This is a genomic window from Methylobacterium sp. D48H (genome assembly GCF_053345715.1).
In genome coordinates this window covers 177832-192777 of sequence record NZ_JBKFAP010000007.1, presented here as the reverse complement: position 1 = coordinate 192777, position 14946 = coordinate 177832, and the positions used below count along the sequence as shown (strand labels likewise).

The window sequence follows — 14946 nt, the reverse complement described above, 5'->3', positions numbered from 1 at the left end:
AGCGCACCCGTACAGCGACGTTTACGACAAGTCTCCCGCAGCGCGAAATGCGGATCACCGCACCCGGTGACGGTGCGGCGCCGGGCGGGTGCGCCGCTGCCGGCGCTACAGGCTGACGAGGATCTTGCCGAACACCCGGCGCGATTCGAGGCGCTCCAGACCCTGCGCGAAATCCGCCAGCGGGTACACGGTATCCACCACCGGTCGAATGCCCGCTTCCATCTTGGCGAGGGCCTGCCCGATATTCGCGAGCGAGCAGCCGAACGAGCCGGTGATGCGGTACTGCTGCTGGAACAGCTGCATCAGGTTCATGGTCGCCGAGACGCCCGAGGTCGATCCGCAGGTCACGAGTCGGCCGCCGCGCTTCAGGCAGAGCAGGGAGCCGTTCCAGGTATCGGCGCCGACATGCTCGAACACCACGTCGACGCCCTTGCGCTTCGTGAGCCGGCGAACCTCGCCCTCGAAACGCTCGGTGCGGTAGTTGATGACGTGGTCGGCGCCGAGCTCGGCGGCCTTGCGGCCCTTCTCGTCGTCGCCGACCGTCGTGTAGACGGTGCAGCCGATCGCCTTGGCCATGCGGATCGCCGCGGTCCCGATCCCGGAGCCGCCGGCATGGACCAGCACGCTCTCGCCGGGCTCCAGGCGCGCATTGTCGAACAGCATGTGCTGGACCGTGCCGAAGGCGATGCCCGCGCAGGCGGCGTCGGTGTCGCTGACGCCGTCCGGCACCTTCACGGCGAGGCGGGCCGGCATGGTCACCAGCTCCCGGGCGAAGCCGTCGAGATGGAAGCCCATCACGCCGGACACGTCCTCGCAGAGGTTGTCGCGCCCCTCGCGGCAGGCCTTGCACTTGCCGCAGGTCATGGCGCCGTACGGCACGACCCGGTCGCCCGCGACGAGGCCGGTGACGCCCGCCCCGACCGACTCGACGGTCCCGGCCGCCTCCGCGCCGACGATCAGCGGCATCTTCCGCTTGGCGAAGGCCATGCCGCGGAAGCCCCAGACGTCGATGAAGTTGAGGCCGACCGCGCGGATGCGGATCCGGACTTCGTCAGCGCCAGGCGCGGGCGGCGGCTCGATCTCGGTGAGGCGCAGGTCGCGGTCACCGAACAGCTGGAGGGCTCGCATCGTGTCTCTCGTCACTCCGGCGCCAGGTAGCGCCGCCGCGCCCATCCGAGGGCGCGTCCGGCCTTCACCCGGCACCACGTGGTGCGGCTCGGCGTGTCGTTGGTGCAGCCGAAGACCAGGGCGCGGCTGCGGATCTCGCCGATCTGCTCGGCGGACGGGTCCGGCTCGGCGCGGATGCTGAGCGGCTCGCCCGGCGGCAGGCCGGAGATGCGGTAGACCTGCGGCTCCGCCCGGGCGTCGCCCGGGGCCAGGAGAGCCGCGCCGCAGAGGGCGGCGGTGAGGGCGAGGCTGGCGCGCATCGGCAGAATCGTCCGGTTCGGTGGCGCCACCGTCAGGTCCGGTGGACACCCATCATGGCGGTCAGGCCGCCATCGACGGGCAGCACGGTCCCGGTGATGTAGGATGCCCCCTCGCCCATCAGGAAGGCCGCAAGCGCCGCGACATCCTCGGGCCGCCCGAAGCGGCCGGCGGGAATCTGGCGCTCCATCCCGTCGCGGTAGGCGGCGTAGCGCTCCATCATGGCGGTGTCGACGAAGCCCGGGGCGATGACGTTGACGGTCACGCCGCGCTTGGCCGTCTCGATCGCCAGGGTGCGGCAATAGGCGATGAGCGCGCCCTTGGTCGCCGCGTAGGCGGCGTTGCCGGCATTGGCCCGCAGGGCGGCGACCGAGCCGATCGCCACGATCCGGCCCGCGCGCGCCCGGGTCATCTCCCGCACCAGCGCCTTGGCGAGGCGCGTCAGCGAGAAGAAGTTGACCTGCATGGCGGCCTCGGCGCGCTCCTGATCGAGCATCGCCGCGAGGGCGTCGCAGGACTGGCCGGCATTGTGGACGAGGCCGTAATAGCCGGCGGCCTCGGCGGTCTCGCAGAAGGTGTCCAGCGCGGCCCGGTCGGCGAGGTCGACGGGATGGGCCGCGAAAGACCGGTCCGGGTAGGTCGTCCGCAGCTCGGCCAGCAGCGCCTGCGCGGCCTCGGCCGAGGCGCGGTAGGTGAAGTCGACGCCGAGGCCGGATCCCGCCAGCGCGCGGACGATCGCGGCGCCGATGCCGGACGCGCCGCCGGTCACGAGGACCCGGCGCGGGGTGGCGGCGGCGCTCACGCGGGCTCCGCGCCGAGGACTAGGCAGGTGTTCTGGCCGCCGAAGCCGAACGAGTTCGACAGCACAGTCCGCACCGGCAGGTCGCGGGCGGTCTCCACGATGTCGAGGGCGATGGTCGGGTCCGGCACACGGTGGTTGATGGTCGGCGGGATGCGGCCGTGGCGGATGGTCAGCAGCGAGACCGCCGCCTCGATGGCGCCGGCCGCCGTGAGGGTGTGGCCGATCATCGACTTGTTGGAGGTGACCGGCAGGGCGGCCGCGCGGTCGCCGAACACGGCCGCGAGGCCCAGGGCCTCCATCTTGTCGTTCTCCGGCGTCGAGGTGCCGTGCGCGTTCACCGTGTCGATCGCCTCGGCCGCCACACCGGCATCGTCCAGGCTCGCCCGGATCGCCGCGATGATCGGCGCGCCGTCGGGGCTGGACCGGGTGCGGTGGAAGCCGTCGCCCTTCTCGCCGCAGCCGAGGACGTAGCCGAGGATCGCGGCGCCGCGCGCGACGGCGGCCTCGGCGTCCTCGAGCACCAGGGCGGCTGCGCCCTCGCCCATGACGAACCCGTCCCGGTCCTTCGAGAACGGCTTCGAGGCGGTCGCGGGGTCGTCGTTGCGGGTCGAGAGCGCCGACAGCAGCGAGAAGCGGATCAGCGATTCCGGGTTCACCGAGCCGTCCGTGCCGATGCAGAGCGCCGCGGCGGTCTCGCCGCGCCGGATCGCCTCGACGCCGAGCTGGATCGCCGTGGCCCCCGACGAGCAGGCGGTCGAGAGCGAGATCGGCGAGCCCTTCGTGCCGAAGCGGTCGGCGATGCGGTCGGCGACCGTGCCGAAGATGAACAGGTCGTGCCAGGGATCGAAGCGGCGCGTCGCCGCCGCCCGCAGGAGGCCGGCGTAGTCGACCGGACCGTCGCCGCCCGCGGCCTCGGCCAGGGCCTGCCGCTGCGGCCACTCCATCTCGACCGGCGGGACCGCGATGAACAGGGCGCCCGGGAAATCGCCCCTGGCGCCGATCCCGGCCTGCGCCACCGCCTCCTCGGCGGCGACGGCGGCGAAGCGCTCGGACAGGAGCGGCGCGACGAGCGGATCGGTGTCGAGGAAGTCCACCGTCCCGGCGATGCGGGTTCGCAGCGTGTCGGTCGGGAACCGCGCGATCGCGTGGATGCCCGACCGGCCCTCGGTCATGGCCGCCCACGTGTCGGCCTGTCCCTGACCGAGGGAGGAGACGACGCCGATGCCGGTGACCGCGACGAGCGGCCGGCCCCTGGCGTCGCGGTAGGATCGCGCGCTCATGGAGCGGTCCTTACGGGATTTTCCGCCGCGGTACACCTCCGCGCGGGCGGTGCGGCGCGCCCGGCGCCGGGACGACGGGCGCCGTCCCGGCGGGAAGCCTCAGGCGCGCGGCGCGTTGGCGAGGCGGAGCACCGTCTGCAGCAGGACGTCGGCGCCGGCGGCGCAGTCGGCCTGCGTGGCGGATTCCGACTCGTTGTGGCTGACCCCGTCCTTGCACGGCACGAAGATCATCGCCGCCGGGACCTTCGCGGCGAGGTTGCAGGCGTCGTGGCCGGCGCCCGAGATGATCCGGCGGCGCGGATGCCCCAGGCTCTCGGCGGACGCATCGATCGCCGCCACGATCGCGGGGTCGAACGGCACCGGCTCCTTCCGCCAGATCCGGGTCAGCGCGATCTCCAGATGGCGCCGCGCCGCTATCTCGGTGGCCGCCTCGCCGAGCGCCGCCTCCATCGCGTCGAGGGTCTCGGAGCGCGGATCGCGCACGTCCACCGTGAAGGCGACCCGGCCCGGCACGACGTTGCGGGAGGGCGCCAGGATCGCGGCCTCGCCGATCGTCGCCACCGCGGTGGGCGCGTGGCCCAGCGCGATCCGCTCGGCGGCCAGGGCGAATTCCGAGAGGGCGAGCAGCGCGTCGCGGCGGCGCGGCATCGGCGTCGTCCCGGCGTGGCTCTCGAAGCCGGTGATCACGCCGTCGAACCACATGATGCCCTGGCCGCCCTCGACCACGCCGATGGTCTTGCCCTCGGCCTCCAGGATCGGCCCCTGCTCGATGTGCAGTTCGACGAAGGCGCCGATCTCCCGCGTGCCGACGGCCTCCACCCCGCGGTAGCCGATCGCGTCGAGGGCCTCCGCCACCGTAGTGCCGGCGGCGTCGCGCTTCCCCAGGATCTCGTCCGTGGTGAAGTCGCCCGCGTAGGCCGCCGAGGCCATCATGGCGGGGGCGAAGCGCGAGCCCTCCTCGTTGGTCCAGTTGACCACGAGGAGCGGCGCCTCGGTCTCGATGCCGGCATCGTTCAGGCTGCGCATCACCTCGAGCCCCGCCAGCACGCCGAGGACCCCATCGAACTTGCCGCCGGTCGGCTGGGTGTCGAGGTGCGAGCCGAAGGCGATCGCCTTGCGGCCCATGTCGCGGCCCGGCCGCAGGGCGTACTGCGTGCCGAGCGCGTCGACCGACACGGTGAGCCCGGCCGCCTCGCAGGCCTCCCGGAACCAGTCGCGGACCCGGCCGTCCTCGGCCGAGAGCGTCAGGCGGTTGATGCCGCCGGCCGGCGTGCCGCCGAATTCCGCGGTCTCCAGGATCGTCGCCCAGAGGCGCGCACTGTTGGCGCGCAGGTTGTGGGTCTTGCTGAGGCTCATCTCGGCCATGCCGGTTCCTTTCACGGCGGGTCGCCGTGCGACGCTGACGTTATAGGCGGGTGCGGCCGACTTGGCAGCGCTCCCACCAGGCGCACCCGAGAGCAACCGCGGTGCCAACCGGGCCGGTCAGGCCAGCGGGCGCCGCACCGGGTTGGCGCGCAGGAGCGCGATCGCGTCGACCCGGAGGGCGACGGCGATCTCGCCGAGGGCGCCCGCCTCGATGTTGCTGATCCCGTCCTGGTCGGCGACGTCCGCGGCGATCAGGAAGACGTTCTCGCGCTGGGTCGCGGGCCGCTCGGCGACCGCCGCGACGTGGCGCAGGTTCTCGGCCCGGCCGAGGCGGGTGCGGGCCCGGGCGATGCCCTCGTAGAGCTCCGTCTCCAGCATCAGCGCGTCGTAGCCCTTCATCAGGACCGGGTCGGCCTTCAGGCCGTGCAGGGCGGCGTCGAATTCGGGGCCCGCGACCTCGCCGTCGGCCACGATGACGTTGGCGGCGGCCGAGACCGCCGCGAGCATCAAGGCCTTGTCGCCGGCATAGGCCGTCACGGTACGGCCGACATGGCCGAAGAGGTCGCGCAGGAGGCTCATTCCGGAGGGTCGGCCGCGGAGTCGGGGTGGCTGCTGGAACGCGAGGGATAGCAGAGGACGGCACGGAGGGAACCCGTCGCCGCGCGACCGGCCATAAAGGCGCGCGGTACCGGCGGCCAGACATCCTTCGGCAACATGGCCATGCGACTCATACGGCCGACCGCGTCCTCGAGCGCGGCCGACGGAACGCGGCCTCGACGATCCCCCCTCAGCCGGTTCCGCGCCCGTCGTCACGCCGCCGGAGCGATGTTCGGGTGCCCCCCAGGCCCGGACCTCGAGCCGGCGGCGGTCTCCGCCGCGAGATGATCGACCACCGCCGACAGCGCCGCGCGCTCCCGCGCGCCCGACCGGCGCGCCGCCGCGAACACGCCCATCTGCCGGTCGGCGCTGGTCCCCTCCGCCACGATCCGCGCCGCGTGCCCGCAGGCGGCGGCGCAGCCCAGCGCCTCGGCATCCTCGGCGATGTCGGCGAGGAGGGTCTCGACCAGCGCGGAGACCGGCACCGTCCGGACCTGCGCCTCGTCGATGAGCGTCGCGCGCACGCCGTCGCACTCGGCCCGCCAGAGATTCTCCATGACGAAGCCGCGGGAGGCGGCGGTCAGGCCGGCATTGAGCCGCTTGTCCCGGACCACCCGGCGCACGAGGCAGCGGAACAGCGCGGCGATGCACAGCGCGTCGTCGAGGCGCGTGCAGCTGTCGGCGACCCGCAGTTCCAGGGTCGGGTACTTCAGCGACGCGCGCACGTGCCACCAGAGATAGCTGGCATCCGCGATGGCGCCCGAGCGGGTCATCACGTCGACGTAGCGGGCGTAGTCGTCGGCATCGGCGAATAGCTCGGGCACGCCCGTGCGCGGCAGCTCGGCGTAGGCGCGCATCCGGTAGCCGGCGAGGCCGGTCAGCTGCCCCTGCCAGAACGGCGAGCCGGTGGAGAGCGCGAGCAGCACCGGCAGGTAGGGCAGCAGCCGGTTGATCAGCCCGATCCGCGCCTCGGGGTCCGGGACCTCCACGTGGACGTGAAGGCCGCAGACGAGGTTGCGGCGGCCGAGCATCCGAAGGTCGGCCATGATCCCGTGGTAACGGGCCTTGTCGGTGGGGCGCTGGTCGCGCCACCGGGCGGTCGGATGCGTGCCCGCGGCGAAGGTCAGGATGCCGCGCTCGGCGCCGATCTCCGCGAGGCTGCCGCGCAGATCCGCGAGATGCCCCCGCGCCTCGGCGAGATCGGCGGTCGGCGGCGAGGCCACCTCAACCTGGCACTGGAGCTGCTCGCGCTCGGCGTCGTCGAGGCGGGCCCGCACGGCGGCGTGGAAGGCCCGGAGGCCGGCCCGCGGCGTGCCGCGCGTGCGCGCATCGGCCAGGAAGAACTCCTCCTCGATGCCGAACCTGTAGGCGTGGGCCATCCGCGCTCCCTGCCCCGGACGGGCCGATCCGCGTCCGGCGAACGCCGCCGCACCGACCGGGTTCCGACCGGGCCGGCGGCGCGAGAAGCCTCAGCGCCAGAAGGGCTTGACGTCGAGGAGCTCGGACCGTGCGTCCGCGGCCGCGTCGAGCAATTTCTGTGCCCCCGGATCGTCGGGACCCGGCATCGGCGGTCCCGACAGGCTCTCGGTCATCGACCGGGCCGTCTCCAGGTCGTTGAGCGCGCCGAGGTGGTCCTGCAGGTCGGAGAGCGCGGCGCCGAACTTCTCCTGCCGGCGGACCGCCTTCTTCTTCCGGTAGAGACCGGCGAAGAACTCCGCGCCGTAGCGGAGCTTCTTGGCGGCGATCCGCGCCCGGTGCCGCGTGTGCGGATCGAGGTGCCGGAGGCCGCGCCCGCGCTTCTTGAGGCGCGCGCGCGCCTTGTCGAGCACCTGCGCGGCGAAGTGGCGCCCGTCGACGGCCGCGTCGGGGCCGGCGGCCCAGGAGCCCGCCTCGACCCAGCCGGCGAAGTCGATGACGAGCGCGCGCCATTGCGGGCTCTCGAGGGTCTCCGAGACCGCGTCGTACGCGGTGGCGCGCTCCGCCTCGGCGCGCGCGCGCAGGGCGTCCAGGCCGGGCTCGTCGGGGCGCTGTTCCGCGAGATCCGGCAGCGTGTCGCTCAGGAACACGTCGAGGTTGCGGGCGTGGCCGAAGGGCTCGGTGACGCGCTTGATCTCGTCGTTGAAGCCGGCCGCCCGGGGATCGCTCTCCAGCATGGGCCCGAACAGCGACAGCGCCGAGCGCAGGCGGCGCAGGGAGACGCGGATCTGGTGGAGCGCCTCGGGCGGGCGGCCGCCTTCCAGGAAGGCGGTCTCGTTGAGACGCATGTGGCGCAGGCAGGCGCGCGCCACCCGGCGGAAGACCTCCCCGGCGCTCGCGCCCTCGGGCAGTTCCACCGCCTCGGCCTTCACGACGCCGGGCTCGATCCCGTCGAGGAGCGCGTAGCCGACCGCGCTCTTGGCTTTCACGCCGAGGCGCAGCGGCACGGTCTCGGCCAGCTCCCGCGCCAGCGCGAACAGGTCGGCCGGATCGCCGGACTGGAGTTCCAGCTCGACCTCGCAGAGCGGCGCGACGCCCGAGTCGGTCTCGACACGGCCCTCGTCGAGGGTCACGAGCACGCGGGACTCGCCCTGCGCGACCGGGACCTCCCGGCGCTGCACCACGGTGGCGAACAGCCGCTCCAGCGGCGCATCGGCCTCGCGCAGGACCGGCCCGGCGGCCGTGTCGGCCCAGGCCGCGGGCTCCGGCGCCTGCCCGGCGATCTCGCTCTCCCACTCGGCCCGGTCGAACAGGCCGACGCCGCCGCTCCCGGCCTTCACGGTCTGGATATGGCGGTCGCCCTTGGCGCGGACGCGCAGGGTCAGGCCGTTCTTCCGGAGCGCGCGATCGGGCGTGTCGTAGTAGGTCGTCACCAGGGATTCGGGCTCGGTCGCCGACGCGTCCTTCAACCGGGGATGGGACGCGAGCGCCGTCAGATCCGGCCCGGCGCAGTCAAGCTTCAGCTCGACCTCGCGGGGCTCCGCCGCGGCGTGGCTATCGGTGTCGCTCATACGCTCCTCTTCGTCGCCTGCCCCGGCTAACGAGCCAGGGATGGGCTCCGGTTGCATCGCATCCTGCGTCGCATCTCGCGGAACCGGCATCGGGGCGTGACCGTCCGACGCACCCGCGGCAGCAAAGGCGGCGGCGCCGCCGTCGTCAAGCTGGGACGAGACCGGTCGCCCGCGGCGGATGGATGCTGCGCTGCGTTAAAATCGCGCTTTCCCAAAACGGCACGGCGTGGCAAGACAAATTGTCCACAATCCATCTGCCTCGCAGCCCCGGCCCCGACCGCCCGGAGGCGCACACGGCGCCGCGACGCGCCGGCGCGGCGGATTCCCCTTCGAGCGAGCGGTGCGCCCCTTGTGGACGGCGGCACCGCGGAGAAGATGCGGTCGGTGGCTGCTTTGAAGACACTCCTCGTCGGCGTGATCGGGCACGTCGATCACGGCAAGACGGCGCTCGTCCGCGCGCTCACCGGCGTCGAGACCGACCGGCTCAAGGAAGAGCGCGCCCGCGGCGTGTCCATCGTGCCGGGCTTCGCGCTGCTGACCGCCGCGCAGGGCGAGATCGACCTCGTCGACCTGCCGGGCCACGAGCGGTTCGTCCGCGCCATGATCTCCGGCGCCACCGGCATGCGGGCCGTTCTTCTGGCGGTCGACGCCCACGAGGGAATCAAGCCGCAGACGGTGGAGCATCTCGAGATCGCCGCCCTCATCGGCGTGCGCCGCGGTGTCCTGGCGCTGACCAAGGCGGACCTCGCGACGCCCGAGACCGTGGCCGCGCGCGCCGCCGAGATCGCCGCAGCGGCCGCCCGGGCCGGGATCGAGGCCGGCCCGGTCATCGCCACCTCGACCGTGACGGGCGACGGCCTGCCGGAGCTCGCCGCCGCCCTCTCGGCGCTGGTGGCGGAGACGAAACCGGTCCGCGACGACGGCTTCGCCTACCTTCCGGTCGACCGGGTCTTCTCCCGGCCGGGCTTCGGCACCGTCGTGACCGGGACGCTGCGACGCGGGCCGCTCGCGGTCGGCGAGACCGTCGAGATCGCTCCCGGCGGTCGCACCGCCACGGTGCGCGGCCTGCAGATCCACGGGCGCGCGGTCGAGCGCGCCGAGCCGGGGCGCCGCACGGCGGTCGCCCTGCGCGGCATCGACCTCGACCAGATCGCCCGCGGGCAGGCGCTGTCGCTGCCGGGCCTGCTCGCGCTGAGCCCGTGGCTCGACGTGGCGATCACCGCGGCGGCGAGCCTGCCGGACCCCCTGGCGGGCGGCACGGCCTGCCGCCTGCTCTTCGGCACCACCGAGGTCGAGGCGCGGCTGCGGCTGCTCGACCGCGACGCCCTGGAGCCGGGCGCCAGTACCCAGGCGCAGCTCCACCTCGGCGAGCCGGTGGCGGTGCCGGCGCGGGAGCCCTTCGTGCTGCGGCTCGATTCGCCCTCCGTCACGGTGGCGGGCGGCCGGCTCCTCGACCCGGCGAGCCGCCGCCGCCGGCGCCACGATCCCCGGGTCATGGCCGACCTCGCCGCCCTTGCGGCGGGCGGTCCCGCCGAGGCGATCACGGTCCGCCTCGGGCAGCTCGGCGCGGCCGGGGCACCGCTCAACGAACTCGCCCGGATCGCCGGTATCGCGCCGGACCGCGCCCGGCAGGCGCTCTCCGAAGACGGCGCCCGCGCGATCGGCGACCGCTTCGTCGGGGCCGCGGCCTTCGAGGCGCTGCGCACCGGCACGCTGGCCGCCCTGGCACACCATCACCGCGACTATCCGATGGAGCACGGCATCGCCCTGGAGCGCCTGTCCCGCGCCCTGGCGCTGCCCGAGGCGGTGACCGGCGCGGTCCTGCGCGACCTCGCGGCCGCCGGCGGCGTCGCCCAGGCGGGCGCCCTGTGGCGGCGGGCCGAGTTCGACCCCGCGCGGAACGAGAGCGAGGCCGCCCGCCGGCTGGAGCAGGTCTTCCGCCGCGCCGGCCTCAGCCCGCCCGACGAGGCCGAGGCCATCGGCCGGGACGTGCGCCGCCGCGAGGCACTGACCTACCTCGTGGGAGCCGGCACGGTGATCCGCGCCGTCGACCGGGTGCAGCGCCGCGCCGTGCTGTTCCACCGGGAAGCGGTGGCCACCGCCAAGAGCCGCCTGATCGACGCCTTCCCGACGGCGCGGACGGCGGAGACCGGATTCCTGGCCCGCGAGGCCGGCGCGACCCTGGGAATCTCGCGCAAGTTCTCGATCCCGCTGCTGGAGCACCTCGACGCCACGGGCTTCACCCGCCGGGCCGGGGATCGTCGGGTGATCGTCGCCCTCGAACCCGGTCGGGCGGTCCCGGACGCCGGCTGACGCGGCGCGCTCGCTGCGCCGGCGTCCCGCACTTCACCCCCCTCTTCCACGCTCGAGAAACGCGGCAGCGCGATCGGGAACGGTGCTAGTCGTCCACACCCAACCAGTCGCCGCGTCCGGGCTCGTAGCAGGTGTACCCGATCAGGCAGTTCGGGTTGTCGCGGGTCGGCCGAAAGGCGCGCCGCGCGATCTCGGTGGGCTCGCAGAACGAGCGGTCACGGACGAACCGATCGTAGGTCATGCCGCCGGTCCCGAGGACGAGCGCTCCGCGGGCCTGGATGAGGCGGATCGTCTGCTCGCAGGTCATCGCCGTGGTGGACGGCCGCGTCTGCGCCGCCGCGGGTGACGCGGCCAGCACCAGCACTGCCGCAATCCGGGTCATCATCGCCTGGGCCTCCGCGCGCCGTGGGTCCTGCGGACAACCCGGAGCGCCGCCGGTCCGCGCCGCGTCGCCTCGCCGCACGGCGATCCCGCGGGCCCTTATCAGTCCTCGAAGGCCTCGACGTGGACCGTCCCGGGCTCCTGCCGGCGGGCGCCCTCCTCGATCCGGGCGAGCTGCGCCTGCGCGCGGCCGCACGGGAACCCGTAGCGGGCGCGGACGCGCTCGCTGGCGATGCCCAGGGCCAGCCGGGTCAGGACGACGAACTCGTCGAGCGGGTAGTCCTGTCCGACCGCGAGGTGGTCCTTGATCACCAGCGACGGCGAGTAGCAGGCCTCGCGGGTCCCGTCGGGCCACCGGATATGGAAGCGCATCTCAGGCATCGCGCGGGACCCGCAGCGTGTTCCAGGCCGCAGCCCCCGTGGCCGCGGCCATCAACGGCGCGTCCCCGGGTGCGAGTTCCGCGTAGGTCGGCAGGTGGCGCGCCGCGCAGGCGTCCCAGACATGCGCCCGGGCGACCTCTCGGCCGGCATTGCGCAGCCGCGCCCGCCGGCTCGGCTCCAGGCTCGCCCGCATGGCCGACGCGATGGCGTCGGTGTCGTCCGGGTTCACCGACAGGGCTTCGCCGGGGGCGATGTACTCGGTGAAGGGCGGCCGGCCCGACACGATCACCGGCGTTCCGCAGGCCATCGCCTCCAGAACGCACAGGCCGTAGCTCTCCGCGAGCGAGGGAGAGACCAGGGTGTCGGCCAGCCGGTAGAGGCCCGGCATGTCCGCCTGCGCCAAGGTGCCGGTTCGGATCACCGGCCGGCCGGGCCCGACCTCGAGCCCCTCGCGCTCGAGCGTGGCGCAGCACCGGGCCTCGTAGCCGGCCTGATCAAGAGGCGGCGCGCCGCCGGCCACGACGAGCTGCGCGTCGGGGCAGGTCCGGCGCAGGGCCGCGAAGGCCTCGATGATCGCCAGCGTGTTCCTGCGCGCCTCGAAGCCGCCGACGCTGAGGAAGACAGGGCCGCCGCCGAGGCCGAGGCGGCGGCGGAGCGCGTCGTCCTCCGGCCCGGGATCGGGCGTGAAGGCCGCCCCTTCGACGCCCGTGCCGACCACGTCGGCCCGGGCGCCGTACTCGGCCGCCAGCGTCGCCGCCCAGGTCCGGCTGACGCAGAGCAGGCGCCCGGCATCGAGGATCGCCCGCTCCTCCCACTGCGCGAGCCGCGGATCCGTGAACGTGTCGATCCGGTGGACCGTGCGCACGAAGCCCGGGATGAGGCGGCGCCGGGTCAGGGTGGCGAGCGCGTTGCCGCTGATCCGGCACTGGGCGTGGAAGACGTCGAAGTCGCAGGCGGCGGGCGTCGAAAAGTGCGCGAGGTAGTCGGCGATCCGGGCGCCGACCAAGGCGGCGGCCGGTCCCGCGACCGGCTTGGCCGCGACCGAGATCACCGGACACTGCGCCGCGCGGAAGAAGCCGCCGCCGGTCGGGTCGGGCGCGTGGACCACCGCCTCGTGGCCGAGCCTGCCCAGGGCCTCCCCGAGAGCCAGAGCGTGGACCACGCCGCCGCGCGGGTCGGTCGAGTGCGTGAGGATCGCGATGCGCAAGCGGTCGACCATGGGACGGCTCACGGAGCCCCGCGGCCGGTCGGGGGACGCGCCGCGGCCCCGACCGCGCGCTCCGCCGCCCTGTCGGAGACGCGTCGGAGCGTGTTCTGCATGGTTCGTGCCGACTCGGCGTCGGGCGTGCGGGTGCCGCGACGCCAACGTCGCTGGGGTCGACCCGCCGCACCGATGTTGCCGGGAATCCTCGGGCAAGGGCGCGCCTCCCCACTCATGCCTAATTTTGCGTTACGAATTCAGTGCGTTTTCAAACTCTGCCCGGAACCGCTCTTTTCAGGGCCCTGTGTCAGATTGTATCTACCGCTCACGAGAGCCGGAGCCGTCGGTCCCGTGTCCAAGACGCTGAAACCTGTCTTCCCCGCCCGCAGGATGCTGCGCCGCCTGGGCTTGTTGGGCGCCCTCTTGGTCCTTCCGACGGCGGTCCTCGCCTACGCGGACCTGCTGCCCGAATCCCTGGACATGCTGGGCTTCGACCTGGGCGACAGCCCGGACCTGCCCCACGTCGCCCGCCAGATCGCCATCGGCGCCCCGCTCAAGATCGTGGCCTTCGGGTCGTCCTCAACGGAGGGCGTGGGCGCGTCGACCCCGGCCAACGCCTACCCGGCCCGCCTGCAGATCGACCTACGCAAGAAGCTGCACGGGATGGACGTGGCGGTCATCAACCGCGGCATCGGCGGCGAGCACGTCGACGACATGCTGGCGCGCCTCGACCGCGACGTGATCGCGGCCGAGCCCCAGCTCGTCATCTGGCAGACGGGCAGCAACGACCCGCTGCGCGGCGTGTCGCTCGACCATTTCCGCGAGGCCACCGTGTCGGCGATCCGCCGGATCCGGGAGGCCGGCATCGACGTGGTGCTGATGGAGCCGCAATGGTGCCCGAAGCTCGAATCCACGCCGGGCGCCTCGCGCTTCCGCGACGCGGTGCGCAGCATCGGCGACGAGCTCGACGTGCCGGTGATCCGCCGGGCCGACCTGATGCACGGCTGGGTGCGCGAGGGTAAGCTGACGACCAAGCAGCTCTTCGCCGCCGACGGCCTGCACATGGCCGACCGCGGCTACGCGCTCCTGGCCGAGGCCGCCGCGCAGTCGATCCTGCAGGATGCCGGCCCGGTGCGCAGCCCCGAGGCGGTCGCCGAGTAGGCGCGCGATCCCGGCACCGGCTGGACTCGGCCGGCGAAGCTCCCCATCTCGGCGCGATCGAGAGCGGAGCCGAATCTTGAGCCAGGACGCATTCAGGTACGACGACCGGGGCGCCGTCCCCCAGATGCACGCGACCACGATCCTGATGGTCCGCAAGGGCGGCCGCGTCGTCATCGGCGGCGACGGTCAGGTCAGCCTCGGCCAGACCATCGTGAAGGGGAACGCCCGCAAGGTCCGGCGCCTCGCCAAGGGCGCGGTGATCGGCGGCTTCGCCGGCGCCACCGCGGACGCGTTCACGCTGTTCGAGCGCCTCGAAGCCAAGCTGGAGCAGTATCCCGGTCAGCTGACCCGGGCCTGCGTGGAACTCACGAAAGATTGGCGGACGGACCGCTACCTTCGCCGGCTCGAGGCGATGATGCTCGTCGCCGACCGCGAGGTCAGCCTGCTCCTGTCGGGCTCGGGCGACGTGCTGGAGCCGGAGAGCGGCGTCATGGCCATCGGGTCTGGCGGCAACTACGCTCTGGCGGCCGCCCGCGCGCTGGAGGACGGCGACCTCGACGCCGAGGCGATCGTGCGGCGGGCCATGACGATCGCCGCCGAGATCTGCGTCTACACCAACGGAAACCTCGTCATCGAAGCGCTGGATACCTGAGACCCGGCCGGGCGCAGCCGGGTTCGCCGGCTCCGCCGCCGTCGCTGCGCGCTCGATCGCACACGGTGTGCCCGCGTCACCCGGATCCCGTCGCGGGCGCTCGCGCATCGGCGCGGGGTCTGCCCGGCTGAACGCGGGTCATCACAGCTTCCGCGCGAACCGCACCGCGCGCGAATACGCTCCGGCGCCGGTCTTCGCGTCCTGAAGAGCTTCCTCGAAACCGCGCCCGGATCGCCGCGTCGCTACAAAATCCGGCCCGGCGCCTCTTATCTCAGGTTGTAGTCACCGACGACAGCAGTGCGCGAGACGATCACTAACGTTTGATTGCTGGCAGCAGATCCTCAACCGTCGTTAAACCGGATTCATCCGGGCGATACAGCCCGCTGTAAGACAAAATTTAC

Annotated in this window: 14 protein-coding genes; 3 read left to right on the top strand and 11 right to left on the bottom strand. The window is 73.4% G+C overall.

Annotation, left to right across the window (positions count from 1 at the left end; all coding sequences use genetic code 11):
- Positions 1-105: 105 nt before the first annotated feature.
- From ACLBX8_RS15140 to ACLBX8_RS15105, 8 genes are all read right to left on the bottom strand, one after another.
- Positions 106-1128 carry a zinc-binding dehydrogenase gene (locus tag ACLBX8_RS15140; protein ID WP_447698850.1) on the bottom strand — a complete coding sequence of 341 codons (1023 nt, stop codon included), beginning with the start codon at positions 1126-1128 and terminating at the stop codon, positions 106-108.
- A gap of 11 nt (positions 1129-1139) precedes the next feature.
- Positions 1140-1427: an SH3 domain-containing protein gene (locus ACLBX8_RS15135; RefSeq protein WP_026605165.1), complete on the bottom strand. Its 288-nt coding sequence runs from the start codon at positions 1425-1427 to the stop codon at positions 1140-1142.
- Between the two features lie 32 nt (positions 1428-1459).
- Entirely contained in the window at positions 1460-2227 is a 768-nt protein-coding gene (locus ACLBX8_RS15130) for an SDR family oxidoreductase (RefSeq protein ID WP_447698851.1), read from the bottom strand.
- Positions 2224-3507 (bottom strand): beta-ketoacyl-ACP synthase, encoded by a 1284-nt coding sequence (locus tag ACLBX8_RS15125; RefSeq protein WP_427509838.1) that lies wholly within the window; start codon positions 3505-3507, stop codon positions 2224-2226. Before ACLBX8_RS15125 ends, ACLBX8_RS15130 begins: the two co-directional genes overlap by 4 nt.
- Positions 3508-3606: 99 nt before the next feature.
- Positions 3607-4872, bottom strand: coding sequence for an allantoate amidohydrolase (locus tag ACLBX8_RS15120; protein WP_447698852.1), 1266 nt, complete (start codon positions 4870-4872; stop codon positions 3607-3609).
- A 117-nt stretch (positions 4873-4989) separates the two neighbouring features.
- A complete protein-coding gene (locus ACLBX8_RS15115) occupies positions 4990-5451 on the bottom strand; it encodes a tellurite resistance TerB family protein (protein WP_447698853.1) in 462 nt (153 codons plus the stop codon).
- 230 nt (positions 5452-5681) lie between these two features.
- Entirely contained in the window at positions 5682-6848 is a 1167-nt protein-coding gene (locus tag ACLBX8_RS15110) for a carboxylate-amine ligase (protein ID WP_447715442.1), read from the bottom strand.
- Between the two features lie 90 nt (positions 6849-6938).
- A complete protein-coding gene (locus ACLBX8_RS15105) occupies positions 6939-8456 on the bottom strand; it encodes a CYTH and CHAD domain-containing protein (RefSeq protein ID WP_447698855.1) in 1518 nt (505 codons plus the stop codon).
- Between the two features lie 375 nt (positions 8457-8831).
- On the opposite strand from ACLBX8_RS15105, the gene selB reads away from it, so the two are divergent.
- On the top strand, positions 8832-10769 hold the full coding sequence (gene selB, locus ACLBX8_RS15100) for a selenocysteine-specific translation elongation factor (RefSeq protein WP_447698856.1): 1938 nt from the start codon (positions 8832-8834) through the stop codon (positions 10767-10769).
- Between the two features lie 85 nt (positions 10770-10854).
- Here the strand turns inward: selB and ACLBX8_RS15095 are convergent, their stop codons facing one another.
- From ACLBX8_RS15095 to ACLBX8_RS15085, 3 genes are all read right to left on the bottom strand, one after another.
- A complete protein-coding gene (locus ACLBX8_RS15095; RefSeq protein WP_447682340.1) occupies positions 10855-11154 on the bottom strand; it encodes a hypothetical protein in 300 nt (99 codons plus the stop codon).
- Positions 11155-11252: 98 nt separating this feature from the next.
- The gene (locus ACLBX8_RS15090) at positions 11253-11531 is read right to left on the bottom strand and encodes an MSMEG_0570 family nitrogen starvation response protein (RefSeq protein ID WP_100250829.1); all 279 of its coding nucleotides are present in this window, start codon (positions 11529-11531) and stop codon (positions 11253-11255) included.
- Positions 11524-12750: an MSMEG_0565 family glycosyltransferase gene (locus tag ACLBX8_RS15085; RefSeq protein WP_447698858.1), complete on the bottom strand. Its 1227-nt coding sequence runs from the start codon at positions 12748-12750 to the stop codon at positions 11524-11526. Before ACLBX8_RS15085 ends, ACLBX8_RS15090 begins: the two co-directional genes overlap by 8 nt.
- A 333-nt stretch (positions 12751-13083) precedes the next feature.
- On the opposite strand from ACLBX8_RS15085, the gene ACLBX8_RS15080 reads away from it, so the two are divergent.
- Both ACLBX8_RS15080 and hslV read left to right on the top strand, forming a co-directional pair.
- Entirely contained in the window at positions 13084-13893 is an 810-nt protein-coding gene (locus tag ACLBX8_RS15080; RefSeq protein WP_447698859.1) for an SGNH/GDSL hydrolase family protein, read from the top strand.
- A 124-nt stretch (positions 13894-14017) separates the two neighbouring features.
- Entirely contained in the window at positions 14018-14545 is a 528-nt protein-coding gene (hslV, locus tag ACLBX8_RS15075) for an ATP-dependent protease subunit HslV (RefSeq protein WP_020094598.1), read from the top strand.
- Positions 14546-14946: the final 401 nt, after the last annotated feature.